30 protein-coding genes are annotated in these 23763 nt (G+C 72.3%); 20 read left to right on the forward strand and 10 right to left on the reverse strand.

Annotated elements, in window-relative coordinates:
• Positions 1 to 318 precede the first annotated feature (318 nt).
• The 11 genes from hemB (at position 319) to ABTZ99_RS27690 (ending at position 7463) form a co-directional block, all read left to right on the forward strand.
• Entirely contained in the window at positions 319 to 1296 is a 978-nt protein-coding gene (gene hemB / locus ABTZ99_RS27640; RefSeq protein ID WP_498776326.1) for a porphobilinogen synthase, read from the forward strand.
• Positions 1293 to 1823 (forward strand): hypothetical protein, encoded by a 531-nt coding sequence (locus tag ABTZ99_RS27645; RefSeq protein ID WP_498776328.1) that lies wholly within the window; start codon positions 1293 to 1295, stop codon positions 1821 to 1823. Before hemB ends, ABTZ99_RS27645 begins: the two co-directional genes overlap by 4 nt.
• 172 nt (positions 1824 to 1995) lie before the next feature.
• Positions 1996 to 2556, forward strand: coding sequence for a hypothetical protein (locus tag ABTZ99_RS27650; protein WP_499615190.1), 561 nt, complete (start codon positions 1996 to 1998; stop codon positions 2554 to 2556).
• A complete protein-coding gene (locus ABTZ99_RS27655) occupies positions 2553 to 2954 on the forward strand; it encodes a hypothetical protein (RefSeq protein ID WP_498776332.1) in 402 nt (133 codons plus the stop codon). The genes ABTZ99_RS27650 and ABTZ99_RS27655 overlap by 4 nt, the downstream gene beginning before the upstream one ends.
• A 17-nt stretch (positions 2955 to 2971) precedes the next feature.
• The gene (locus tag ABTZ99_RS27660) at positions 2972 to 3583 is read left to right on the forward strand and encodes a hypothetical protein (protein ID WP_498776334.1); all 612 of its coding nucleotides are present in this window, start codon (positions 2972 to 2974) and stop codon (positions 3581 to 3583) included.
• On the forward strand, positions 3580 to 4116 hold the full coding sequence (locus tag ABTZ99_RS27665; RefSeq protein WP_499615194.1) for a hypothetical protein: 537 nt from the start codon (positions 3580 to 3582) through the stop codon (positions 4114 to 4116). Before ABTZ99_RS27660 ends, ABTZ99_RS27665 begins: the two co-directional genes overlap by 4 nt.
• 22 nt (positions 4117 to 4138) lie before the next feature.
• Positions 4139 to 4576, forward strand: coding sequence for a transport-regulating membrane protein Mce1N (gene mce1N, locus ABTZ99_RS27670; protein ID WP_498776338.1), 438 nt, complete (start codon positions 4139 to 4141; stop codon positions 4574 to 4576).
• Between the two features lie 31 nt (positions 4577 to 4607).
• A complete protein-coding gene (locus tag ABTZ99_RS27675) occupies positions 4608 to 4955 on the forward strand; it encodes a hypothetical protein (RefSeq protein WP_498776340.1) in 348 nt (115 codons plus the stop codon).
• Positions 4956 to 4966: 11 nt separating this feature from the next.
• Positions 4967 to 6256, forward strand: coding sequence for a glutamate-1-semialdehyde 2,1-aminomutase (gene hemL / locus ABTZ99_RS27680; protein ID WP_499615198.1), 1290 nt, complete (start codon positions 4967 to 4969; stop codon positions 6254 to 6256).
• Complete coding sequence (locus ABTZ99_RS27685) at positions 6253 to 6882, forward strand: histidine phosphatase family protein (protein WP_498776344.1); 630 nt, start codon at positions 6253 to 6255, stop codon at positions 6880 to 6882. Before hemL ends, ABTZ99_RS27685 begins: the two co-directional genes overlap by 4 nt.
• Entirely contained in the window at positions 6879 to 7463 is a 585-nt protein-coding gene (locus tag ABTZ99_RS27690; protein WP_499615201.1) for a TlpA disulfide reductase family protein, read from the forward strand. Before ABTZ99_RS27685 ends, ABTZ99_RS27690 begins: the two co-directional genes overlap by 4 nt.
• A 31-nt stretch (positions 7464 to 7494) precedes the next feature.
• Here ABTZ99_RS27690 and ABTZ99_RS27695 read toward each other — a convergent pair whose 3' ends face one another.
• Entirely contained in the window at positions 7495 to 8460 is a 966-nt protein-coding gene (locus tag ABTZ99_RS27695; RefSeq protein WP_499615204.1) for a M64 family metallopeptidase, read from the reverse strand.
• A 260-nt stretch (positions 8461 to 8720) separates the two neighbouring features.
• On the opposite strand from ABTZ99_RS27695, the gene ABTZ99_RS27700 reads away from it, so the two are divergent.
• The 4 genes from ABTZ99_RS27700 to ABTZ99_RS27715 all read left to right on the forward strand — a co-directional run bounded on the left by ABTZ99_RS27700 (position 8721) and on the right by ABTZ99_RS27715 (position 13574).
• Positions 8721 to 9497 (forward strand): cytochrome c biogenesis CcdA family protein, encoded by a 777-nt coding sequence (locus ABTZ99_RS27700; protein ID WP_498776350.1) that lies wholly within the window; start codon positions 8721 to 8723, stop codon positions 9495 to 9497.
• A gap of 50 nt (positions 9498 to 9547) precedes the next feature.
• On the forward strand, positions 9548 to 11041 hold the full coding sequence (resB, locus tag ABTZ99_RS27705; protein WP_499615272.1) for a cytochrome c biogenesis protein ResB: 1494 nt from the start codon (positions 9548 to 9550) through the stop codon (positions 11039 to 11041).
• Positions 11041 to 11985, forward strand: coding sequence for a c-type cytochrome biogenesis protein CcsB (ccsB, locus tag ABTZ99_RS27710; RefSeq protein WP_498776352.1), 945 nt, complete (start codon positions 11041 to 11043; stop codon positions 11983 to 11985). The genes resB and ccsB overlap by 1 nt, the downstream gene beginning before the upstream one ends.
• Before the next feature lie 155 nt (positions 11986 to 12140).
• Positions 12141 to 13574: a MinD/ParA family ATP-binding protein gene (locus ABTZ99_RS27715; protein ID WP_498776354.1), complete on the forward strand. Its 1434-nt coding sequence runs from the start codon at positions 12141 to 12143 to the stop codon at positions 13572 to 13574.
• A 37-nt stretch (positions 13575 to 13611) separates the two neighbouring features.
• On the opposite strand, the gene ABTZ99_RS27720 is transcribed toward ABTZ99_RS27715, so the two are convergent.
• Together ABTZ99_RS27720 and ABTZ99_RS27725 are read right to left on the reverse strand one after the other, a co-directional pair.
• Positions 13612 to 13791: a hypothetical protein gene (locus ABTZ99_RS27720; RefSeq protein WP_053715371.1), complete on the reverse strand. Its 180-nt coding sequence runs from the start codon at positions 13789 to 13791 to the stop codon at positions 13612 to 13614.
• Between the two features lie 52 nt (positions 13792 to 13843).
• Positions 13844 to 14062, reverse strand: coding sequence for a BldC family transcriptional regulator (locus tag ABTZ99_RS27725; RefSeq protein ID WP_241828460.1), 219 nt, complete (start codon positions 14060 to 14062; stop codon positions 13844 to 13846).
• A 149-nt stretch (positions 14063 to 14211) separates the two neighbouring features.
• Here ABTZ99_RS27725 and ABTZ99_RS27730 point away from each other — a divergent pair, with 149 nt between their 5' ends.
• Positions 14212 to 14679, forward strand: coding sequence for an Lrp/AsnC family transcriptional regulator (locus ABTZ99_RS27730; RefSeq protein ID WP_073886017.1), 468 nt, complete (start codon positions 14212 to 14214; stop codon positions 14677 to 14679).
• A gap of 11 nt (positions 14680 to 14690) precedes the next feature.
• Complete coding sequence (locus tag ABTZ99_RS27735) at positions 14691 to 14948, forward strand: DUF4229 domain-containing protein (RefSeq protein ID WP_498776357.1); 258 nt, start codon at positions 14691 to 14693, stop codon at positions 14946 to 14948.
• 4 nt (positions 14949 to 14952) lie between these two features.
• Here ABTZ99_RS27735 and ABTZ99_RS27740 read toward each other — a convergent pair whose 3' ends face one another.
• Both ABTZ99_RS27740 and ABTZ99_RS27745 read right to left on the reverse strand, forming a co-directional pair.
• On the reverse strand, positions 14953 to 15264 hold the full coding sequence (locus ABTZ99_RS27740; RefSeq protein ID WP_499615211.1) for a hypothetical protein: 312 nt from the start codon (positions 15262 to 15264) through the stop codon (positions 14953 to 14955).
• Positions 15261 to 15578, reverse strand: coding sequence for a PadR family transcriptional regulator (locus tag ABTZ99_RS27745; RefSeq protein WP_498776361.1), 318 nt, complete (start codon positions 15576 to 15578; stop codon positions 15261 to 15263). The genes ABTZ99_RS27740 and ABTZ99_RS27745 overlap by 4 nt, the downstream gene beginning before the upstream one ends.
• A gap of 150 nt (positions 15579 to 15728) precedes the next feature.
• Here ABTZ99_RS27745 and ABTZ99_RS27750 point away from each other — a divergent pair, with 150 nt between their 5' ends.
• On the forward strand, positions 15729 to 16730 hold the full coding sequence (locus ABTZ99_RS27750; RefSeq protein WP_499615215.1) for an aldo/keto reductase: 1002 nt from the start codon (positions 15729 to 15731) through the stop codon (positions 16728 to 16730).
• 33 nt (positions 16731 to 16763) lie between these two features.
• Here ABTZ99_RS27750 and ABTZ99_RS27755 read toward each other — a convergent pair whose 3' ends face one another.
• Positions 16764 to 17756 (reverse strand): ADP-ribosylglycohydrolase family protein, encoded by a 993-nt coding sequence (locus tag ABTZ99_RS27755; RefSeq protein ID WP_498776365.1) that lies wholly within the window; start codon positions 17754 to 17756, stop codon positions 16764 to 16766.
• 68 nt (positions 17757 to 17824) lie between these two features.
• On the opposite strand from ABTZ99_RS27755, the gene cds1 reads away from it, so the two are divergent.
• Together cds1 and ABTZ99_RS27765 are read left to right on the forward strand one after the other, a co-directional pair.
• The gene (cds1, locus tag ABTZ99_RS27760; RefSeq protein ID WP_498776367.1) at positions 17825 to 18874 is read left to right on the forward strand and encodes an L-cysteine desulfhydrase Cds1; all 1050 of its coding nucleotides are present in this window, start codon (positions 17825 to 17827) and stop codon (positions 18872 to 18874) included.
• Positions 18875 to 18948: 74 nt separating this feature from the next.
• Positions 18949 to 19347, forward strand: coding sequence for a hypothetical protein (locus ABTZ99_RS27765; RefSeq protein ID WP_499615218.1), 399 nt, complete (start codon positions 18949 to 18951; stop codon positions 19345 to 19347).
• 152 nt (positions 19348 to 19499) lie between these two features.
• Here ABTZ99_RS27765 and ABTZ99_RS27770 read toward each other — a convergent pair whose 3' ends face one another.
• From ABTZ99_RS27770 to ABTZ99_RS27785, 4 genes are all read right to left on the reverse strand, one after another.
• Complete coding sequence (locus ABTZ99_RS27770) at positions 19500 to 20372, reverse strand: 1,4-dihydroxy-2-naphthoate polyprenyltransferase (protein WP_498776371.1); 873 nt, start codon at positions 20370 to 20372, stop codon at positions 19500 to 19502.
• Positions 20373 to 20426: 54 nt separating this feature from the next.
• Positions 20427 to 21623 carry a DUF8814 domain-containing protein gene (locus ABTZ99_RS27775; protein ID WP_498776373.1) on the reverse strand — a complete coding sequence of 399 codons (1197 nt, stop codon included), beginning with the start codon at positions 21621 to 21623 and terminating at the stop codon, positions 20427 to 20429.
• Positions 21624 to 21750: 127 nt separating this feature from the next.
• A complete protein-coding gene (gene menE, locus ABTZ99_RS27780) occupies positions 21751 to 22815 on the reverse strand; it encodes an o-succinylbenzoate--CoA ligase (RefSeq protein ID WP_499615221.1) in 1065 nt (354 codons plus the stop codon).
• A complete protein-coding gene (locus ABTZ99_RS27785; protein ID WP_498776377.1) occupies positions 22815 to 23726 on the reverse strand; it encodes a 1,4-dihydroxy-2-naphthoyl-CoA synthase in 912 nt (303 codons plus the stop codon). The genes menE and ABTZ99_RS27785 overlap by 1 nt, the downstream gene beginning before the upstream one ends.
• Between the last annotated feature and the right edge of the window lie 37 nt (positions 23727 to 23763).

The following is a 23763-nucleotide window of genomic DNA, read 5'->3' on the forward strand; positions in this document are numbered from 1 at the left end:
AGCCGGCAGGCCTGGCGGGACGCTTTTCCCCGCCGGGCCTGCCGGCTACGGCCTGCCTGGGGTGCCCGTAAGGGCCCCATGTCAAATCGAGCCGGCCAGAGCCGAACCGGGCCCGGACTTGACCGGACTTGGGCTTGACCGGACCCGGACCCGGACTTGACCGGACCCGGACCTGGGCTCGATCGCACCGCACTAGCCCCAACCGGCCCAGCCCCGACCCTTACAACAAAACAGGCGTACCCCCACCCGCAGCACCCCTTGCGCATACCGAACCACAGGGCACCGACAAAGCAGACCGACCACCAGGGAAGTGCCGCAGTGTTCCCATCCCACCGCCCCCGCCGCCTGCGCACCACGCCGGCCATGCGCCGCCTGGTCAGCGAGACCACCGTGCGCCCGCGTCAGCTGGTGCTGCCCATGTTCGTCAAGGAAGGCGCGTCCGCGCCGACCGAGATCCAGAGCATGCCGGGCGTCTTCCAGCACACCCGCGAGTCGCTGCGCAAGGCCGCCGCGGAAGCGGTACAGGCCGGGGTCGGCGGGATCATGCTGTTCGGCGTGCCCGCCGAGCGCGACGCCGTCGGCTCCGGCGCGACCGACCCGGACGGCATCCTCAACGCCGCCCTGCGCGACCTCCGCCAGGAACTCGGCGACTCGACCGTCCTCATGTCGGACTGCTGCCTGGACGAGTTCACCGACCACGGCCACTGCGGCGTCCTCACCCCCGACGGCGCCGTGGACAACGACGCCACCCTCGAGGTCTACGGCGAGATGGCCGTCGCCCAGGCCGACGCGGGCGCGCACGTCGTCGGCCCGAGCGGCATGATGGACGGCCAGATCGGGTTCATCCGCGCCGCGCTGGACGAAGCCGGCCACACCGACACCGGCGTCCTCGCCTACAGCGCCAAGTACGCGTCCGCCCTTTACGGCCCGTTCCGCGACGCGGTCGAGTCCCAGCTCAAGGGCGACCGCAAGACCTACCAGCAGGATCCGGCCAACGCCCGGGAAGCGCTGCGCGAGGTCGCGCTCGACCTCGCCGAGGGCGCCGACATGGTCATGGTCAAGCCCGCGCTGCCCTACCTCGACGTCCTCAAGGCCGTCGCCGAGGTCTCCGACGTCCCGGTCGCGGCGTACCAGATCTCCGGCGAGTACGCGATGGTCGAGGCCGCCTCCCGCAACGGCTGGATCGACCGCGAGCGGACCGTGCTGGAGATGCTCACGTCGATCCGCCGGGCCGGCGCGGACATCGTGCTCACCTACTGGGCGGTCGAAGCCGCGGGTTGGCTGGACCGGGAATGACGAACGCGCTGAACAGGCCGACCCCGCCCAAGCCGCCCAAGCCGACCCCGCCCAAGCTGGTCGACATCGCGCGCTGGCTGTTCATCCTCAGCGCCGCGGTCGGCGTGGTCCGGTTCATGGTGCAGCTCGCCGACCGCGAGATGCTGATCCGCGAGCTGCGCGTGCAGCAGCCGAACCTGAGCCAGGACGACCTGGACGCCGCCGCGACCGGCGGCATCGTGTTCGGGCTGGTGATCGCGGTCGGCCTGATCCTGGTCTACACGCTGCTGGCGAACCGGATGGCCGGCGGCCGCAACTGGGCGCGGATCGTGCTCACCGTCATCGCCGGCGTCGGGATCTTCCTCGGCGTGGTCCGGCTGGTCGCGGCCGCGTCCGGCTTCGCGGCGGCGTTCGGGCTGGCCGTCAGCGGCGTCGACCTGGCGTTCGGCGTGGTCACGATGCTGATCGACGCGGCCGCCGTGGTGCTGATGTACCAGAGCTCCGTCTCGCGCTACTTCACTACCCGCCCCGCGCCCGGGAGCTCCTGACCCGCCGGCTCTCGCATCCGCTGACCCGCCGGCCGTCGCATCCCCTGACCCGCAGGCTCGCGCATCCCCTGACCTGGCGGTCCTCGCACCCCCGAGGTCGCAGGTCACAGGTCTGCACCCACCGCCTGTCGCGGTGGACAACGACCTTGACCGGGCCCTAGCGTCTCGAGGCGTGACCACCCCACAGGACCCTGAGAACCGGCCTCCCCAGCAGCCGTACACGCCGCCGCAGCAGCCCTACACCCCGGCGCCGCCGCCGCTGAGCGAGTCGGAGCTGGCCCGATCCGGCGGGCAGGCGCACGCCGTGCCGGAGCCGAAGGAAGTCCGCCTGTCCTTCTTCCTCTGGCTCGCGAGCGCGATCCTGCTCGTCGTGTCGTCCGCGCTCGTGCTCACCCAGCGCGAGACCGCCCTCGAAGAGGCGCGCAAGGCCCCGCCGACGCCGGGCATCACGGTGGAGCAGCTGGAGTCCACCGTCACCGCGATCCTGGTGTTCCTCGTGATCATGGGCGTGGTGCTGGCCGGGCTGATGATGTTCTTCGCGCTGAAGGCCCGCGCGGGCCGCAACTGGGCGCGCATCGCGCTGACCGTGCTCGGCGCGGCGGTGTTCCTCTACCACCTGGTCGGGTTCTCGCTGGTGGGCCTGGTCATCGTGCTCGTCGTGGCCGCCGCCGTGGTGACCCTGTACCTGCCCGCCTCGAAGGCCTACTTCGACTCGGTGAAACGAGCCGGATGAGCGCGCAGCCGCCCGCGGTGGTGCGCGGCGCGGTCGCCGTGTGGCTCGCCCTCGGCGCGTTCCTGCTGTTGGAGAACGTGGTGCTGTGGCTGCGCCGGGACGAGTTCGAGCAGGCCGCCGCCCGCGCGGGCGACGACCCGGCGGCGGTGCCGGGGCTGCTGGCCCAGCTGACCGTCGTGGCGGTGGCCTTCACGATCGGCTACGGCCTGTTCGGGTGGCTGCTGCGACGCGGCAGGCGGTGGTCACGCGGTGTGCTCACCGGCGTGGCCGTGCTGCACGTGCTGTGGATCGTGCTGCCGGGCGCCAGCGCCGTGAACGTCGTGACGCTGCTGCTGATCGGTGTCGGTTTGGCGTTCACCTGGCTGCCCGGTACGGCACAGTGGGTGAAGCAGCACTGACCCCTGCGGAGAACCCCATGCCGGAACCGGATCCGTTCGCCTCGCCCTTCCACCACGTGGAGCTGCCGGGGCAGGAGCAGTCGAACACGCCCCTGCCGCCCGGCTTCCAGCTGCCCGCGCCCATGCCGCCGGTCGGCCCGGCCGAGTACGCGCCGCGTCGCCCGGTCACCGCGACCGTCGCCTCGTGGAGCTGGATCGCGGGCGCGGTGCTGGTGGTGCTCGCGCTGCCCGGCCTGTTCTACACCGGGTTGGACGCGTTCGCCGACGACCTCGTGCACGACTCCGCCGCCGAGCCCGACGCGCTGACCAGGGGCGAGGCGGAGGTGGCCGCCAGGGTGACGCCGGTGCTGTTCGCGCTCGGGTTCGCGGTGCTGTCCGTGCCGTTCGTGCTCGCCGCGGCCAAGCTGCGCTCGGGCCGGAACTGGGCGCGCATCCTGCTCACCGTCCTCAGCCTGCCCGTCGGCGCGTTCGGGATCGTCGCGATGCTGATGTTCGCCTCCGGCGTGACGTACGTGGACTGGCTGGTCGGCGTGGGGTGGTCGTGGGCGTTCCTCGGCGTCTGCGCGCTCGGCTTCGTGGCGATGTACCTGCCCGCTTCGAACGCGTACACCAGGTCGGTGACGAGATGACGCAGCCGCCGTTCGACCCGTACGGCGGGCAGCCGATGCGGCCCGTCGAGTACCCGCAGGCGGGCCCGCAGCCGCCGTACCAGTCCCCGTACCCCGGGCAGATGCGCGACGTGGACCAGCACACCGCCGCGCTGGCCCGACCCACCGCCGTGGTCGTCTCCTTCGTCCTCTGGGTCCTGACCGCCCTGTCCTGGCCGGTCGGCTCGGTCGCGCGCACGCTCGCCGAGGACGGCGCGATCGCCGGGTTCGGCCCGATCATGGCGCTGTTCACCAGCGCGTGCCTGGCCGTCGCGTGCGTCTGGGGCGCGGTCCTGCTCCTCGGCGGCAGCTACCACGCGCGGCTCGGCCTGTGCGGCGGCGCGCTGGTCATCGGCGTCCTCGCCCTGGCCGCCGCGATCGTCGCGGCCCGCGACGGTGACACCGGTCCGCTGTCCTGGGTGGTGATCGTGCTGCGGCTCACGCTGCCCGCCGCCGCGTCGGTGTTCAGCTTCCTGCCCGGCACGCGGCAGTACTTCTCCGGGAACGCGGGCTAGGGCGGACGAGGAGCAGCCGACCGTGGACCAGCCGACCCTGTACACCGAACCGGGCACGTCCTGGTGGCCGCTGCTGTGGGGCCCGGTGTTCGCCGTGCTCGGGTTCGCCGTCGAGGCGCTGACCGGCTCCACCCGCCCGCTCCTGTGGTTCGTCGTCGCACTGCTCCTGCTGCTGCCCACGGCGCTCTGGGTGCAGGGCCGCCGTCGCCTGTTCGCCGTGCGCCTCACGCCCGTCGCCCTGCACCAGGGCCGCGAGGAGTTGCCGCTGCGCGAGATCGACGAGGTCGAGGGCGTCGAGCCCCGGTCGGGTGCGAAGGTGCTCGGCGGCGGCTGGTCCCTGCCCCGCGGCACGGAGGCGGTGCCGATCCGGCTCACCGACGGCTCGGTGGTGATGGGCTGGGCGCGGGACGCCGACGCGCTCCGGGCCGAGATCGCGAAGCTGCTGACCGCACATGGGTGACGAGCCGCGCGGGCATGAGAGGCTGACCGACGTGACTGCGGCCACCGTCGAGACCGAGACCGCGCCGGAACCCGAGCCCGAACCCGGCGGGCCGGCGCTGCACCAGCCGAAACGCGCGCTCATCGCGGTCGGTGAGGTGGTGCTCATCGCCCTGCTCGTGCCGTTCGCCGTGTGGTGCTGGAACCGGGGCGTCGTGCACTACAGCTACCCCGTGCCCGACCACCCGCCGCTCGAGTCCACCCGCTTCCGGGGCAACTGGATCGGCGCGTCCGTGGGCCTCGTCACGGTCGCGGGCGTGCTGCTGCTCGACGCCGTGCGCCAGACCGTGCTCGCCGTGCGCACCCGTGGTCGGAAGCAGGTCGCCGAACCGGACGTGTGAGACTGGACGGCGTGACAGCGACGCGATCCCAGGCACTGTTCGAGCGCGCGGCGGCGGTGATCCCCGGTGGCGTGAACTCCCCGGTGCGGGCTTTCTACTCGGTCGGCGGCACGCCGAGGTTCATGGTCCGCGGCGAGGGCCCGCACCTGTGGGACGCCGACGGCAACCGCTACGTCGACCTGGTGTCGTCGTGGGGCCCGATGATCCTCGGGCACGCCCACCCGGACGTGGTGCGCGCCGTCCGCGAGGCGGCCGTGCACGGCCTGTCGTTCGGCACGCCCACCGAGGGCGAGGTCGAACTGGCCGAGGAGATCATCGACCGGGTCGCGCCGGTGCACCAGGTCCGCCTGGTCAACTCCGGCACCGAGGCCACCATGAGCGCGATCCGGCTGGCCCGCGGCTTCACCGGCCGCCGCAAGGTCGTCAAGTTCGCCGGCTGCTACCACGGCCACGTGGACGCGCTGCTCGCCCAGGCCGGCTCCGGCGTCGCCACGCTCGGCCTGCCCACCTCGCCCGGCGTCACGGGCGCGCAGGCCGCCGACACCCTCGTGCTGCCCTACAACGACGTCGAGGCCGTCAAGCTGGCCTTCGCCGAGAACCCGGGCGAGATCGCCTGCGTGATCACCGAGGCCGCGGCGGGCAACATGGGCGCGATCGCGCCCCGGCACAACGCCGAGCTCAGGCAGCTCTGCCAGGACAACGGCGCGCTGCTGATCATGGACGAGGTCATGACCGGCTTCCGGGTGTCCCGCGCCGGCTGGTACGGCCTGGAGAACGTCGAGGGCGACCTCTACACGTTCGGCAAGGTCATGTCCGGCGGCCTGCCCGCGGCGGCGTTCGGCGGCCGGACCGACGTGATGTCGAAGCTCGCGCCCGCCGGCCCGGTCTACCAGGCGGGCACGCTGTCCGGCAACCCGGTCGCGGTGGCGGCGGGCCTGGCCACGCTGCGCGCCGCCACGGACGACGTCTACCGCACCCTCGACGCCAACGCCACGCGCCTGGGCGCGCTGTTCACCACCGCGCTCACCGAAGCGGGCGTCGCGCACCGGGTCCAGTTCGCCGGCAACCTGGTCAGCGTGTTCTTCACCGACACCGAGGTCACCGACTACGCGGGCGCCCAGCGCGCCGAGACGTGGCGCTTCCCGGCGTTCTTCCACGCCCTGCTCGACCGCGGCGTGTACGCGCCGCCGAGCGCCTTCGAGGCGTGGTTCGTCAACGCGGCCATGACCGACGACGACTTCCAGGTCATCGCCGACGCCCTGCCGCACGCCGCCCGCGCCGCCGCGGAGGCGACCCAGTGAGCCGCACGGTCGTCCACCTGCTCAGGCACGGCGAGGTGCACAACCCGACCGGCATCCTCTACGGCCGCCTGCCGGGCTTCAAGCTGTCCGAACGGGGCCAGAAGCAGGCCCTGACCGTGGCCGAGCACCTGGCCGACCACGACATCGCGCACGTCGTGGCCTCGCCGCTGGACCGGGCGCAGCAGACCGCGTCCCCGATCGCCGACTCGCACCGGCTCGAGCTGGACACCGACGAGCGGCTGATCGAGGCGGACAACAAGTTCGAGGGCCTGAAGGTGGCCGTCGGCGACGGCGCGCTGCGCTCGCCCAAGCACTGGCCGAAGCTGGTCAACCCGTTCCGGCCGTCGTGGGGCGAGCCGTACCTGGCGATCGCGCACCGGATGCTCGGCGCGGTGCAGCGGGCCCGGTCCGAGGCCGAGGGCCACGAGGCCGTGTGCGTGTCGCACCAGCTGCCGATCTGGACGCTGCGGCGGTTCCTGGAGGGCAAGCGGATGTGGCACGACCCCCGTCGCCGCGAGTGCTCGCTGGCGTCGTTGACCAGCCTCGTGTTCGAGGGCGAGCAGCTGGTGCGCGTGGTCTACACCGAGCCGGTCGGCGCGACGAACCCGAGGGTGACCGGGGCATGAGGCCCCGTTCCGCCCTCTCGGGCCTCGCGGTCGCGCTCCTGCTCGTCACCGGCTGCTCGACCGGTGACGACGCGGTGGTGGCCGGTTCGGAGTTCCAGCTCGTCGCGCCCAACGGCGAGACGAAGCTGCGCTACGACGGCGACGAGCGCAAGAAGGTCACGGGGCTGTCCGGGCCGAGCCTGATGGAGGACGGCAAGACCGTCTCCCTGGACGACTACGCGGGCAAGGTCGTGATCGTCAACGTCTGGGGCGCGTGGTGCGGGCCGTGCCGGACCGAGGCCCCGGAGCTGCAGAAGGTGCAGGACGAGACCGGGCCGCTCGGCGTGCAGGTCATCGGCGTGGACGTCAAGGAGAGCTCGACCGAGGCGCCGCGGGACTTCATGGCCAACCGGCAGCTGACCTACCCGTCGATCTACGACGAGTCGGGGCGGGCGATGCTGGCCTTCCGCGGGGTGCCGCCCAACGCCGTGCCGTCCACGTTCGTGCTGGACAAGCAGCACCGGGTGGCGGCGGCGTTCCTCGGCGCCGTGATCGCCTCGGACCTGGTCGGGCTGGTCAAGGACCTGGCCGCGGAGTCCTGACGGTGACCGCGGCTCGGGATCACGGCCGGGATCAGCGCAGCTCCGGCACCTTGGCCTTGAACGCGTCGATCATCGCGTCCCGCCCGACGAGGTTGAACTCGCGGCCGAGCGTGCGCATGATCGAGTTCTCGGTCGGCCGGTACAGGCCGAGCTTGTAGTACCGGGCGCCCTCGAACGCGCCGACCACGCCGCCGTCCGGCGACGCCTGGCCCAGGTAGGCCGACCACTTCGCACCGGTCGGGTCCGCGGTCACGTTGACCTCGGTCGGCTCCTCGCCGCTGTACTGGTCGTACGGGTAGTCGTACTCGTCGGCGAGCTTGCCGATCGAGTGGCCGAGCTCGTGCACGGCGATCTGCCCGGCCTGGTCGTTCGCGCCCGCCGCGGTCGCCACGCCACCGCCCGCGCCGCCGTACTTGGCCGTGTTGCCGAGCGCGATGACCTGGTCGGCCTGCGGCGCGAGGGCGCCGAACTGGCCCGCCTTGGTCTGGTTCACGCACAGCAGGCGTTCGGTCTGGGTGTCGCGGCCCTGGCACCAGAAGCCCATGTCGAGAGCCGTGTCGCGGGCCGTGCCCAGGGTCGGGTCGTGGTCGACGCCCGACTCGTTCGACACGACGTTGACCTGCCAGACGTTGAAGTACTGGCGGTAGGACTTGAACGGCTCGACCGCGGACAGCTCCGTCCACTTGCTCACCACGTGGTCGTGGAAGACGCCGAGCTCGCCCGCCGTGTAGCCGTCGCCGACGAAGACCAGGTCGAACCGCTGGTCCGGCGCGCCGGTCTCCTGGATGGCCACCACGTCGGCGGCCACCGCCTCGGGCGCGGCCCTGGTCTCGACGGTGACCGCCACGGGCGTCCGCGAGATCGTGCCGTCCGGTGAGAAGACCTCCACCCACTCCACGCCGGGACCGCCGGCCTCCGCGGCGCCGCCGGGCAGGGGAGCGGCGACGACGGCGAAGGCGACGGCCAGCACGGGCAAGGTGAGCCGGTGTGCGCGCATGGCAGTCACGCTATGGAGTTGCCCGCTAACCCACAAGGGTTGATGGTCGGGTTTAAACATTCACTGAGACGGGTACAGCCGCCGCGAGGTCGCGTCGATCGTTCGCGACTCATTTCCCGGCGATCACGCTTTTCGATCGTCGGGAATTCAGGCGCGAGCGGTCGACTTCCAGGCGACCGAGCCCGCCATCTGCGGAGCAGTGGCCTCGAACACAGATGCCGGTGGGAGCCGTCAAGTAGTCGATACCTACCCTGGACGGCGTGAATCCGACCGATCTGGCCACCTCCGGCCCGATCCTGCTCGCGACCGGCGTGGCGGTCCTGGCCGGTGCGATCTCGTTCGCCTCGCCGTGCGTGGTCCCGCTCGTGCCCGGCTACCTCGCCTACCTCGCGGGCCTGGTCGGCGCGGAAGCGCCGGCGGTCCAGGACGACGAGGCGAGGAAGACCGGCCGCTGGCGGGTCGCGGGCGCCGCGCTGCTGTTCGTGCTCGGCTTCACGATCGTGTTCGCGCTGATGTCGTTCGTGGTGCTCGGGCTGACCGACCTGTTCTGGGTCCAGGGCGACGTGCTCCAGCGCGTCGGCGGCGTCATCACGATCGCCATGGGACTGGTGTTCATCGGGCTCGTCCCCGGCCTCCAGCGCGACATCCGCCTGCACCGCACGCCGCGCGCGGGCCTGCTCGGCGCGCCGCTGCTCGGCGGGGTGTTCGCGCTCGGCTGGACGCCGTGCCTGGGCCCGACGCTCACGGGCGTGCTGGCGCTGACCCGCAGCACCGAGGTCGGCTCGGTCACCGCCCGCGGCGGGGTCCTCGTGCTCGCCTACTGCCTCGGCCTCGGCCTGCCGTTCGTCCTGATCGCGCTCGGCGCGCGCTGGGCGGTCCGCACGACCGGCTGGCTGCGCTCGCACGTCCGCCAGGTGCAGGTGTTCGGCGGCGTGCTGCTGATGGCCGTCGGCGTCGCCCTGGTCACCGGCCTGTGGGGCGACTTCGTCGCCTGGCTGCGCGACGCCGTCGTCAACGACCTGAAACTGCCGTTGTAGTGCGCGCCCTCCTCGCCTTCCTGCGCAACACGTGGCGCGGCCTGACGGCCATGCGCACCGCGTTGACCCTGCTCTTCCTGCTCGCCCTCGGCGCGATGCCGGGTGCGCTGCTGCCGCAGCGCTCGCTGAACTCCTTCAAGGTCGACGAGTACATCGCCGACAACGGCTGGTGGGGCCGGCTGCTGGACCGGCTGCAGTTCTTCGACGTCTACGCGAGCTTCTGGTTCTCCGCGATCTACGTGCTGCTGTTCGTGTCGCTGGTGGGCTGCCTGCTGCCGCGCACGTGGGAGTACTTCAAGCAGATGCGGGCCAAGCCGGTGCTCACGCCGCGCAACCTGGCCCGGATGCCGCACCACGCCGCCGCCGACACGACCTCGTCCCCGCGAGCCGTCATCGAGCACGCCGAACGCCGGCTCAAGGGCTGGCGGACCGTCACCCGCGACGAGGCGGACGGCGCCCGCACGATCAGCGCCGAACGCGGGTTCCTCCGCGAGACCGGCAACCTGGTGTTCCACTTCTCCCTGCTGGGCCTGCTGGTCGCGTTCGCGCTGGGCAAGATGTTCGGCTACGAGGGCCAGGTCATCGTGCAGGCGAACGGCGGCCAGTTCTGCAACTCGGGCGTCTACAACTACGACACGTTCCGCCCCGGCCTGCGCGTGGACGGCACGCGGCTCAACCAGTTCTGCGTGCGGGTCGACGACTTCGACGCCACCTACCTGCACAACGGCCAGGCGGAGAGCTTCCACGCGGCCATCCAGTACCAGTCGGGCGCGGACCTGCGGACCGGCGCGTGGCGGCCGTACCCGCTGGAGGTCAACAGCCCGCTGCGCACGGCGGGCGACCGGGTCTACCTCCTCGGCCACGGCTACACGCCGCTGTTCACGGTCACCTTCCCCAACGGCGAGACCCGCTCCGGCGCGACCCAGTGGCGCCCGGTCGACCAGGTCACGCTCGCCTCGGAGGGCGCGACGAAGTTCGACCCGCCGAACGTGCCGGACGCCGAGCAGCGCCGCAAGAGCCAGCTCGCGATCACCGGCCTGCTCGCGCCGACCGCCGTCTTCCAGGGCGAGCTGCTCGACTCCGCGTTCCCCGCCGCGAACGACCCGGCGGTCGCGATCGACGTCTACCGCGGCGACCTGGGCACCGACTCCGGTCGCGGCCAGTCCATCTTCTCGATCGACCAGAAGATGGTCCGCGACGGCAAGCTGACCAAGGTCGCCCGGCAGAACCTCATGCAGGGCGAGCAGCTGACGCTCGACGACGGCACCGTGATCCGCTTCGACGGCGTCCGCGACTGGGTGTCGTTGCAGGTGTCCCACGACCCCACGCAGGTGTGGGTGCTCGTGTTCTCGGTGCTGGTCATCCTGGGGCTGGCCGTCTCGCTGAGCATCAAGCGCCGCCGCGTCTGGGTGCGGGCCGCACCGGGGCCGGACGGGCGTACCGTTGTCGAGGTCGGCGGCCTCGCGCGCACTGATCAGGCCGGGTACGGCGAGGAGTTCACCGAGCTCTCCCGCGACCTGCTCGCCCACAAGGAGGAGAGCTGATGCCGGTCAACACGGCGCTGGCGACCTACAGCGACTGGACCTACGGCGCGGCCGTGGCGATCTACTTCTTCGCCGCCGTGCTGTACCTGTGCGAGGCGGCGTTCGCCCGACCCGCCAAGACCCGCGAACCGGCCGCGGCGGCCGTCGTGTCGGGCGGCACGCGGGCCGACGGCACGTGGACGCCCGGCCGGGTCACCGAGCCGGAGCGGTCCCGCGCCGAACGCCTGGGCCGCATGGGCGTGGCGCTGACCGTGCTCGGCGCGGTGCTGCAGACCGCGTCCCTGGTGCTGCGCGGGTTCGCGACCGAGCGCGCGCCGTGGGGCAACATGTACGAGTACGGCTCGCTGCTCACGCTGGCCGCCGTCGTGACGTGGCTCGTGCTGTCGCGCACGTTCGACGTCCGCAAGCTCGGCGGCTTCGTGCTCGTGCCGATCGTGATCCTGATGTTCCTCGGCGGCACGGTGCTCTACGCCGACGCCGCGCCCGTGCAGCCCGCGTTGCAGTCGTACTGGCTCGTGGTGCACGTGTCGGTGATCTCGGTGTCCAGCGGCGTGCTGCTGGTGCCCGGCGTGGCCAGCGTGCTGTACCTGCTGAAGACCTCCGGCCGCGCGCGGTTCACCCGGCTGCCCGACGCCGACGTGCTCGACCGGCTCGCCTACCGCAGCACGGTGTTCGCGTTCCCGCTGTTCACCATCGGCATCATCTGCGGCGCGATCTGGGCCGAGGCGGCGTGGGGCCGGTTCTGGGGCTGGGACCCGAAGGAGACCGTGGCGTTCGTCTCGTGGGTCGTCTTCGCGGCGTACCTGCACGCGCGGGCCACGGCGGGGTGGCGCGGCAGGCCCGCCGCGTGGATCAACTCGCTCGGCTTCGCGCTGACCGTGTTCAACCTGTTCTTCATCAACCTCGTAACGACTGGGATGCACTCGTACGCGGGCGTCGGCTGATGCCGTAGACCACGTGTAACGCGGTGTTCGCGGCCCCGTCCGCGATGCTCGGGGGAGCGAGCACCCAGTGTCGTGGAACCACTGGTGGCCGACTACCGTCGGACGCGTGGGGTCGGGGAGGTCTCGATCCGCTTCGCTCAGGGAGGACCCCAGCGGTGACCGGTCGCTACGAGAATCCTGAGCCGTCGTGGCAGCAGTCGACCGGAGCGGACGGGCAGCAGCCCAACCCGAACCAGTCGGGCGGCTACCAGGTCGAGCCGGGATCGGGTGCCCACTACGTCGACCCCCAGACCGTCTACCTCGACCCGGCGCAGTCCGGCCCGGTGACCGGCCCCCCGTCGGGCGGGTTCCCGGCGCAGGGCCAGCAGTCCGGGCCGTACCCGGTGCAGGGCCAGCAGTCGGGCCCCTACCCCGTGTCGGGTCAGCAGTCCGGGCCGTACCAGGTCTCGGGCCAGCAGTCCGGCGCGTACCAGGTCTCCGGGCAGCAGTCGGGCGCCTACCAGGTGGCGGGCGGCCAGTCGGGCGCCTACCAGGTCTCCGGCGGCCAGTCCGGCCCGTACCCCGGCCAGCCGGGACCGAACCAGTCGGGACCGCACCAGTACCAGGGCGGGTTCCCCAACAACTTCCCGCAGAGCGTCCAGCCGCAGCACCAGCAACCGCAGCGGGCGGCCAACGCCAACGACGTGTCCTCGCAGCAGTTGATCAAGCGCGCGAAGCGCAAGCCGCAGTCCGGCTGGCGCAAGACCGTGCACTCGGTCACCGGCGGTCTGGTCAACTTCGGCGAGAGCCCCGCGGACGTCCGCAGGCGTGAGCTGATCGGCCGGATCAACCAGCCGCTGCGCGGCTGCTACAAGATCGCCATGCTGAGCCTCAAGGGCGGCGTCGGCAAGACCACGACGACGACCACGCTCGGCTCGACGTTCTCCTCGCTGCGCGGCGACCGGGTCATCGCGGTGGACGCCAACCCCGACCGCGGCACGCTGGCGCTGAAGGTGCCCAGGGAGACCACGGCGACCGTGCGGCACCTGCTGCGCGACGCCTCGAAGATCACCCGGTACAGCGACGTGCGCGCGTACACCTCGCAGTCGCCCAGCCGGCTCGAGGTGCTGGCGTCGGAGCAGGACCCGGCGGTGTCGGAGGCGTTCAGCGACCTCGACTACCTGCGCACGATGGGGCTGCTGGAGCTCTTCTACAACATCGTGCTCACCGACTGCGGCACCGGCTTGATGCACTCGGCCATGAAGGGCGTGCTGGACCAGGCCGACTCGCTGGTGCTGGTGTCCTCAGGCTCGGTGGACGGCGCGCAGACCTCGGCGGCGACGCTGGACTGGCTGGACGCCCACGGCTACCGCGACCTGGTCGCGAAGTCCGTCGCGGTGATCAACTCGGTGCGGCCGGGCTCGGGCAAGGTCGACCTGGACAAGCTGGCCGCGCACTTCGCCCAGCGGTGCCGCGCCGTGGTGCGGATCCCGTTCGACACGCACCTGGAAGAGGGTGCGGAGATCGAGCTGGACAAGCTCGCACCGGACACCCGGCTCGCGCTGCTGGAGCTCGCCGCCACCGTGGCCGACGACTTCCCGAACAACTGACGCGACGAGGGGGCCTCGGTGCGAGGCCCCACCGTTGTCACTCTTCGTCGTCCGGCTTCTTCTTGCGCTGCTCACCGAGCTTGCGCAGGAAGTCCGGGTCGTCGTCCGGCGCCACGATCCGACGACTGGGGGCGGTATCGACCCGGTTCGGTCCGAACGCACGCCACAGCAGCACGGCGATGGTGAGCGCACCGATCACCGCGAGCAGGTAGAGCATGGTCGCCACCTCCTTTGCCACGAGATTACCCGTGTCGCGGAGGTGCACGTCGTCAGTGCCGAACCGGCTCCGTCGCCTCCGTGGTCAGCTGGGACAACAGCTGCTGCACCTCGGACTCCCGGAACCTGCGGTGCCCGCCCGGCGTGCGGATCGATCCGATCCGACCGGCGGTGGCCCAGCGGGTGACCGTCTTCGGGTCGACCCGGAACAAGTTCGCGACCTCACCCGGTGTCAGCAGGCGTTCCCCCTGGTGTCCCTGCGTCACGGTCACGGCATCCTCCCCGATGGCGATCAGACGTACCGGACGCATCGTGGCACCCCACCCATCGGGTACTCGAACGCTTGGGTGATGGTAAAGAGGTAGTAAGGGACGAAGCGCGCGGTTCGGACATCGAGGTCGGTGGGCCTACCCTGTGACCGGTGGACGCTCTTGATCGACAGATCATCGCCGCGCTGCGGGAGAACGGCCGGGCCACCTACGCCGACCTGGGGCGCAAGGTGGGCCTCTCGGCCTCCGCCGTGCACGAACGGGTCGGCAAGCTGGAAGCCACCGGCGTGATCGTCGGCTACCACGCGGTGGTCGACCCGAGCGCCGTCGGCCTCGGCGTGACCGCCCTGGTCAGCATCCACCCCACCGACACCGCGGACGACGACGAGTTGGCCGTCGCGCTGGCCGAGCTGGTCGAGGTCGAGTCGTGCTACCGGGTGGCCGGCGACGAGTCGTTCATCGTGAAGGTGCGGGTCGCCACGGTGGACGACCTGGAACGCTCGCTCGGCCGGCTGCGGCGCATCCAGGGCGTCGCGCGCACGCGCACCACGGTGGTGCTGTCCACCCGGTTCGAGGGCCGTCCGAACACCGCGGCGGCCGGTCCCGCGGACGACGCGTAACCTGGGTAACCGTGCACCTGGGTCGTGATGTGACGCTCTACATCGGCGCGCGCCTTGGCATGGTCGCCGCGGTCACCGCGCTGCTCGTGCTCGTGAACGTGCCGCTGCTGGTCGCCCTCGCCGTGGGCGTGGTGGTGGCCCTGCCGCTGTCGCTGTTCGTGTTCGGCGGGTTGCGCAAGCGGGTCGCGCAGGGCCTCGAGGAGAAGCAGGCGGTGCGCCGCGCCGAACGCGAGAAGCTGCGCGCCCAGTTGCGCGGCGACGCCGCCTAGCGCCTCACAGCACCAGCAGGATCGCCCCGCCGACGTTGGCCAGCACCATCACGGCCAGCACGGCGCCGATGTTCGTGCTCTCGCGCAGCCGCAGGGCCAGCGCCAGCGGGCCGATCGGCAGCAGCACCGGCTTGCGCTCCCGGTTCGCGATGCGGGCCGCGCCGAACGCCACGCCGAGCGGGTTCAGGCCCAGCTCCCGCGCGCCCTCGACGTCGGCGCGCCACTGCTCCAGATAGCGGTCCCGCTGCTCGCGCCGCAGCCGCAGGGCGGCGGCGCGGACCACGGCGAGGGCCAGTCGGGTCGTGAGTCTGCTCATCGGGCGACCTCCGGTCGGGTGACGGGCTTGGCCTTCGTTCGGCTCGCGGCCTTCGCGCACACCTTGAGCGCCTCCTGGGCGCCTTCGGGCGTGAGCACGTACATCCGGCGGCGCGGGCCCCGGCGTTCGCTGTCGTCGTCCCACGACGAGGTGACCCACCCGGCCCGTTCCAGGCGGTCGAGCAGCGGGTAGACGCTGCCGGACGGGCGCCCGGTCAGCTTGATGATCTCCAGGCCCCAGCGCGGCTGGTCGCTCCCGAGGAGCACCTCCAGCACGTCGACGGTGGCGCCTCCGATGCGTGCGAGCGGTTCCACGCCTCAAGCCTACCTATGTAGATTAAGAGTTGTCCACCAGGCGGGGTCCGCCCGTCGTCCCCGACGGTCCGGCCCGGCGGCGAATCGGCGCGGGATTCCCGCCGGGAATTGGCCCGGTCCCCGGCCGCGACCCGTGCCACTGTTCGACCCGTGCAACGGCGATTCCTCGGAAGAACCGGGCTCGAGGTCAGCGAACTCGCGCTCGGCACCATGACCTTCGGCAGCCAGACCGACGAGCCGACCGCCCACCGGATCCTCGACGACTTCACCGCCGCCGGCGGCACCTTCGTCGACACCGCCGACACCTACCAGCACGGCGGTTCGGAGCAGATCCTCGGCAGCTGGCTGCGCTCGCGGAACCGCGACGACCTGGTGATCGCCACCAAGGCGTACGGGGAGATGGCCGCCGGCGCACCGGTGAACGGCGCCGGCCGCAAGCACCTGGTGCGGGCCGTGGAGGCGAGCCTCCGGCGGCTCGGCACCGACTACGTCGACCTCTACCAGATCCACGTCTTCGACGACGCCACCCCGATCGAGGAGACCCTGTCCACCCTCGACCGACTGGTCGGCAGCGGCAAGGTGCGATTCGTCGGCGCCAGCAACTACACCGGCTGGCAGCTGCAGAAGTCGATCGACCTCGCCCGTCACCACGGCTGGGAGCCGTTCGTCAGCCTGCAGCCGCTCTACAACCTGCTCGACCGCGACGTGGAGCACGAACTGCTGCCGATCTGCCGCAACGAGGGCCTCGGCCTGATCCCGTGGAGCCCGCTCGGTGGCGGCAGGCTGACCGGCAAGTACACCCGCGAGATGACCGAGGCCCCGGCCGGCACCAGGCTGGCCGATCGGCGGCAGTCGGTGCACGAGGACGCGACCGAGGGCACCTGGCAGGTCGTGGAGGCGGTCTCGACCGTGGCCGCCGAGGTCGGGAGGACGCCGTCCCAGGTCGCCCTGCGCTGGCTGCTCCAGCGGCCCGGGGTGACCGCCCCGATCATCGGGGTCCGGACGCCGGAGCAGCTCCGGGACAACCTCGGCGCCACCGGCTGGTCGCTCGACGACGACCGGCTGGAGCGCCTGACCGACGTCAGCAGCCGGCCGTTGCCCTACCCGTACGGCCTGCAGCGCCTGCCGCAGTTCGTGCGCCGGCCGTCCTGATCGGAGCGGACGGGTCCGCGGCGGCGCGTCCGGTCACCGCGCGAACGCCACCGCCGCGTCGTCGGCCAGGCGCTCGATCACGTCCCGCAGCTCCAGCGCCTCCAGCCAGTGCCCCGGGATGGCCTCGACGCCGTCCCGGGCGCCGAGCAGGTTCCCGCACAGCGCGCCGGTCGAGTCGCTGTCCCCGGAGTGGTTGACCGCGAGCAGCAGCCCGTCGGCCAGGTCGCGCGCGGCCAGCGCGGTCAGCACCGCGATCGCCAGCGCCTCCTCACCGACCCACCCGCCGCCCAACGCCGTCTCGATCACCTCGGGCGTCGGCCGCACGCCGCCGACGCCCAGTTCGACGGCGAGGTCCAGCAGGGCCAGCTGCTCCTCGTGGCCGTCCCACCTGATCAGCTCGGCGCGGGCCACCTCGATCGCGGCCGGCAGCGGCGCGCCCGCCAGCAGCTGCCCCACGAGCACGGCCAGCACGCCCGCGGACAGGTAGCCGCTGGGGTGGCCGTGGGTCAGCGCGCCGGTCGCGGCGGCCAGCTCGAACACCTCGCGCACGTCGTCGGACCACAACGCCACCGGCGCCGCGCGCATCACGGCGCCGCAGCCCTTGGAGTCGTTGATCGGCGCGTCCACCGTGCCCAGCACGCCCGAGCGCAACGCGGTCAGGCACGTGTTGCCGGGCGCGCGCAGGTCGTGCAGCTCGGGCACGTCCAGCAGCCACCCGTCCGGTCTGACCTCCGGGCCGCCCTGCGTGCGCAGCCACCGCGCGTACGCCACCCGCACCTCGTGCACCGGGTCGCTGCCGCGCTTGCGGGCCAGCAGCAGGCCTTCCAGCGTGAACAGGGTCATCTGCGTGTCGTCGGTGATCGCGCCGAGCCGGCCGTAGGCGGGCGCGTAGTCGGTGAGGCCCGATGGACCGAACCGGCCCCGGATGCGGTCGATCCGGTCGAACTCGATCGAACCGCCGAGCGCGTCGCCGACGGCGCCGGCGAGGAGGCTGCCGCGGAGTGGGCCGATCGGAAGTGAGGTCACGTCGCAGAAGTTATCGTGCCGGCGTGACGACTTCGGTAGACCGATGTAGCTCCCGGACCAGGGAATGGGTGTGCGAGGCCGTCCGCATCATCGAAGCGGACGCCAACCGCAGCGCCGACACGCACCTGCTGCACTTCCCCCTCCCACCGGAGTGGGGCATCGACCTGTACTTGAAGGACGAGTCGACCCACCCCACCGGCTCGCTCAAGCACCGGCTCGCGCGCTCGCTGTTCCTCTACGCGATCTGCAACGGCTGGGTGGTCGGCGGCACGCCCGTGATCGAGGCGTCGTCCGGCTCCACGGCGGTGTCGGAGGCGTACTTCGCGCGCCTGCTCGGGTTGCCGTTCATCGCGGTGATGCCCCGTTCCACCAGCCAGGAGAAGGTGACGCTGATCGAGCGCCAGGGCGGGCGGTGCCACTTCGTCGACGAGCCGGGCGCGATCTACGACGAGTCCCGGCGGCTCGCGGCCGAGCTGAACGGGCACTTCATGGACCAGTTCACGCACGCCGAGCGGGCGACGGACTGGCGCGGCAACAACAACATCGCCGAGTCGGTGTTCCAGCAGATGGCGCTGGAGTCCGCGCCCGAGCCGGAGTGGGTCGTGGTGGGTGCGGGCACCGGCGGCACGAGCGCCACCATCGGCCGCTACATCCACTACCGGAAGCTGCGGACCCGGTTGGCGGTGGTGGACCCGGAGCACTCGGTGTTCTTCGACGCGTGGCGCGACGGGAGCCCGTCGTTGACCGGGACGCGCGGGTCGCGGATCGAGGGCATCGGGCGACCGCGGGTGGAGCCGTCGTTCATCGGCAACGTGATCGACCGGATGATCAAGGTGCCGGACGCGGCGTCGGTGGCGACGATCCGGCACGTCGAGGACGTGCTCGGGCGGCGCGTGGGCGGGTCGACCGGCACGAACCTGTGGGGCGCGTTCCAGCTGATCGCGGAGATGCGGGCGTCGCGGTTGCGCGGGAGCGTCGTGACGCTGCTGTGCGACGGCGGCGAGCGGTACGCGCACACGTACTACGACGACGAGTGGGTGGCCGCGCAGGGCATGGACCTGGAACCGCACCTGGCCGCGTTGGCGAGGTTCCGCTCGACCGGCATGTGGGGCCGGTGATTCCTGCTTTCATGGGAACGCGCGGGGCGTGCCGTGCGTCGCAGCGGGGATCGGCGCGTGGGAAGGGGTGTGCGGTGAGCGCGTGGCGGACGGCGGAGGTGCTCACGGCGGAGGACGTGCTGGCCAGGTCGGTCGCCGATGCCGACAAGGCGATGCGCGAGGCGGCGAAGCTGCGGTACCCGCAGCGCGAGCCGTCGGCCGACGACGTGCGCCGGGTGATGCAGTACGCGAAGTCGAACGCGGCGACGCCGGAGCTGCAGGCGTTGCAGCGCCGGATCGCGGGCGGCTACCTGAGCTGGCGCCAGGTGCTCATGGGCGAGGCCGCCGACGACCGCGGCGTGAAGGCGGCGCTGGAGGCGGACCGCGACGCCCTGGCCGCGCTGTGCCGCGGCGAGGAACCACGCGTCGAATCGCCGAAGCCCGCACCGCGTGACGACGACGAGCCGATGACGTTCACCGAGGACGCCTGGTAGCGGGCGAGCACTGGCGCGGGCACACCGAGGGCGCGACCACGCCCGCGCGCAGCGATCCGAACAGCCTCAGCCCGCGCACCCGACCGGTCTGGCGCCCGGAGCGCGGGCAGCGCGCCCCGGTGGTCCAGGACCGGCCAGGAATGGGCCAGGGCTCAGCCCAGCACCAGCGCGGCGGGCACGGCGATGCCCCACACCAGCATCGCCAGGCCCGTGTCGCGCAGCACGGGGATCAGGTCGCGGCCCTTGCTGCCGTTCAGCACCCGTCGCGCGCCCAGGACGACCAGCGGCAGGGCCAGGAAGCCGATCAGGGCCAGCGGCACGCGCAGGCCGATCGCCAGCGTGATCAGGAACGGGATCGAGACCAGGGCGAGGTAGAGCCTTCGGGAGTCGCGGTCGCCCAGGGTGGAGGCCAGCGTCCGCTTGCCCGCCTGGATGTCGGTGGGGATGTCGCGCAGGCTGTTCGCGATCATCACGCCGGTCGAGAACGCGCCCATGGCGACCGCGCCGCCGATGCCGATGCCGGTGACCTCGCCGGTCTGCACGTACAGCGTGCCGAGCACCGCCGCCGGCCCGAAGAACAGGAACACGGCCAGCTCGCCGAGACCCGAGTACCCGTACGGCTTGCGGCCACCGGTGTAGAACCACGCCGCCGCGATGCACACCGCGCCGAACGCCACCATCCAGTACCGGCCCGACAGCACCACCAGCACCAGGCCCGCCACCGCGGCCACGCCCAGCGCCGCGAACGCCGCCGTGCGCACCGCACGCGGATCGGCCGCACCCGAGCCGACCAGCCGGAACGGGCCGACGCGGTTCGCGTCCGTTCCCCGGATGCCGTCGGAGTAGTCGTTGGCGTAGTTCACACCGACCTGCAACGCCACCGCCACCACGAGCGCCAGCGCCGCCCGGGTCAGGTCGAAGCCGTCGATGTGGTGCGCGGCGCCCGCGCCGACCAGCACCGGCGCGATCGAGTTCGGCAGCGTGCGGGGGCGGGTCCCCGATACCCACTGGGCGACTGTGGCCATGCCGGACATCCTCCGACATGGTGAACGGGGACCCGCTCCCGGGTGGTCGCGTGATCAGCAGGCGGTGGCGCCCGACACGCCCGACACGTACGCCCGGGCGACGAACTTGCCCGTCGCGATCCGGAACCAGATGTTCGAGGTGCCCTGCGAGCCCGTCACGGACTGGCCGGTGACCTGGCACTCGACCCGCACCTGCGCGTAGTTCGCGGCCAAGCCGACCTGCGAGGCCGTCGACGTCGCGCCGCTGCGCACGTTCAGCGGGTCGCCCGCGGTGCGGACGAAGCCCGCCGGGCCCGAACCGGTCCACTGGTAGGTGACGGTGACCCACGCGTTGTCGGTCAGCTTCAGGCCGTCCCAGAACGTGCCGTCGGCCAGGTCGATGCCCGCCGGGTTGGCCACGGTGCGGCCGAACTGGTCCTTGCCGCCGTTGTAGCCGTCCTGGTAGGCGGCCTGCGCCTCGGGCTTGCCCTGGGGCAGGTCCTTCCACATCTCCCGGGTGGCCGACGGGTTCCAGTAGTCGTCCTTGGTGTTCCACGGGCCGACGTCCCACACCGGCGCCCACTCGCAGCGGCCGTTCGACGCGCACACCCGCACGCTGTACGTGCCGGTGCCCTTGGCCGACAGGCCGCGCCGCGACGGCAGGGCGACGAAGTGGTCCCGGCTGACGATCACGTGCCCGTTCGCGGTCGTGCCGCCGACCAGGCCCTCACGGGTCGCGTAGACCCGGTAGGACAGGCCCGCGGCCTGCGCGACGACCCCCGACGCGGCGGTCGTCGTGAACGCCCGCAGGTCCACCTGGCTCACGGCGGGCGACGCCTTCTCGGCCGTCAGCGCCAACCGGACCTGCACGGTGGTGACGGAGGTCGGCAGCACGGCTGGCGCGTCGGGACGCGCCTCGACCCACTCGGTCCACTGCTCGTCGCCGACCGCGCCGCGCACGTCGACGGCGACCTCCGCGCCGGCGGGGACGCTGCTCTTCACGGTCGCGGCGACGGCGTTGACCGGCGCGTCGAACGTCCGCGGTTCGAGTTGCAGGAACCCGGTGCGGATGGCGGCCCGCGCGCTCGCGGGCGTCGGTGCGGCGCGGTCGAGCCGCACCGCGCCGTCGTGCGTCGTGACGCCGTTGTCGTCGGCGTCCACTGTGGACAGGTCGGCTCGCCACTCGACGTCGGCCGCGGCCGCGGCGGGCGACGCGAGCCCGGCGGTCAGGACGGTGGCGACGGCGAGCGGTATCAGGTAGCGCCTGGTCATCGCAGCACTCCTCGTCCGGGCGCGCGGTGCGGTGGTGACCGCGGCAGGGCCGCGCGCCTCGGCGCTGCGAGCCAATCGCCTGGCGTGGTTAGCTGTCAACCAACAATCTTGCTAATAAGACAGAAACTCACCCAAACGAGCTAGCGACCGCCCTCCGATCGACCTTGCCGGGTCCGCGCGACGGCAGCTCCGCCACGAACACGACCCGCTTCGGCATGGCGAACCGCCCCACCACGTCGCCGACCGCCGCGCACAGCTCGTCCACGTCGGGCGGTTCATCCGGATTTTCCGGCACCACGGCCGCCGCCACCACTTGGCCCCACTCGGGATCGGCCAGCCCCACCACGCACGCCTCCCGCACGCCGGGCTGGGCCGTCAGCACCCGTTCGACCCTGGTGGGGGCGATGTTCTCGCCGCCGCTGATGATCACGTCGTCGGCCCGGCCGAGCACCTCCACCGTGCCGTCGGCGCGGACGCGGCCGAGGTCGCCGGTGCGGAACCACTCGCCGAACGGCTCGCCGCCCTGGTAGCCCAGCGCCAGCACCGGGCCGCCGACCTCGATCCGGCCGTCGACCAGCCGCACGCGCACGCCGTCCAGCGGCAGCCCGTCGTAGACGCAGCCGCCGGACGTCTCGCTCATCCCGTAGGTGGTGACCACCCGGACGCCGAGCTGCCGCGAGCGTTCGAGGAGGGTGGGCGGGGTGGCCGCACCGCCGATCAGCACGGCGTCGAACTGCCGTGCGGCGGCCAGCCCCGGGCCGTCGGCAGCCACCAGGCGGGCCAGCTGCGTCGGCACGAGGGCGGTGTAGTGCCGTCCCGGCGTGGCCAGCACCGGCCGGGACGCCACGGCGAAGTCGGCGGCGCGGAAACCGGGGGCCAGGTCCATCACGCCCGGCTCGACGCCCGCCACGACCGACCGCACCAGCACCTGGATGCCCGCGATGTGCGTGGTCGGCAGGGCGAGCAGCCACCGGCCGGGCCCGCCGAGGCGGGCGTGGGTCAGCTCGGCGGACGTGGTGAGCGCGTCCGCGCCGAGCAGCACGGTCTTCGGCTCGCCGGTGGAGCCCGACGTCGTGACCGCGAGCGCGGCTCCGGTCTCCCAACCGCGCAACGGCGGCAGGTCCCCCGGCTGTGCCGTCACCGGGCCGCCGCCGGAGGTCAGCGCGGCCCTCAGCTGGTCGAGGGTGACCATCAGTAGAAGTAGGGGTAGTCGGACCAGTCCGGCGGGCGCTTCTCCAGGAAGGCGTCCCGGCCTTCCACCGCCTCGTCGGTCATGTACGCCAGGCGCGTGGTCTCGCCCGCGAAGATCTGCTGCCCGACCAGGCCGTCGTCGATCAGGTTGAACGCGTACTTCAGCATCCGCTGCGCCGTCGGCGACTTGCCGTTGATCTCCTTGGCCCACTCCAGCGCCGTGGACTCCAGCTCGGCGTGCGGCACGACCGCGTTCACCGCGCCCATCCTGTGCATTTCCTCGGCGGAGTAGGTCCGGCCGAGGAAGAAGATCTCGCGGGCGAACTTCTGGCCGACCTGCCGGGCCAGGTACGCCGAGCCGTAGCCGCCGTCGAAGCTGCCGACGTCGGCGTCGGTCTGCTTGAACCTCGCGTGCTCGGCGCCGGCCAGCGTGAGGTCGCACACCACGTGCAGGCTGTGCCCGCCGCCGGCCGCCCAGCCGGGCACGACCGCGATGACGACCTTCGGCATGAACCGGATCAGGCGCTGGCACTCCAGGATGTGCAGCCTGCCCGCGCGGGCCGGGTCGATGGTCTCCGCCGTCTCGCCCGACGCGTACTGGTAGCCGCTGCGCCCGCGGATGCGCTGGTCGCCGCCCGAGCAGAAGGCCCAGCCGCCGTCACGCGGCGACGGGCCGTTGCCGGTGAGCAGGACGCACCCGACGTCCGAGCTCATCCGGGCGTGGTCCAGCGCGCGGTACAGCTCGTCGACCGTGTGCGGCCGGAACGCGTTGCGCACCTCGGGCCGGTCGAACGCGATGCGCACCGTGCCCTGGTCGACCGCGCGGTGGTAGGTGATGTCGGTGAAGTCGAACCCCTCGACCGCCTTCCAGCGGGCGGGGTCGAACAGCTCGGAAACGTCCTGATCTGCCACGCCAGGGACAATAGGCCCGCGCCGCGGCTGAGAGGCG

Origin of the sequence: Actinosynnema sp. NPDC002837 (genome assembly GCF_040295345.1) — a bacterium.
Taxonomy (GTDB): domain Bacteria; phylum Actinomycetota; class Actinomycetes; order Mycobacteriales; family Pseudonocardiaceae; genus Actinosynnema.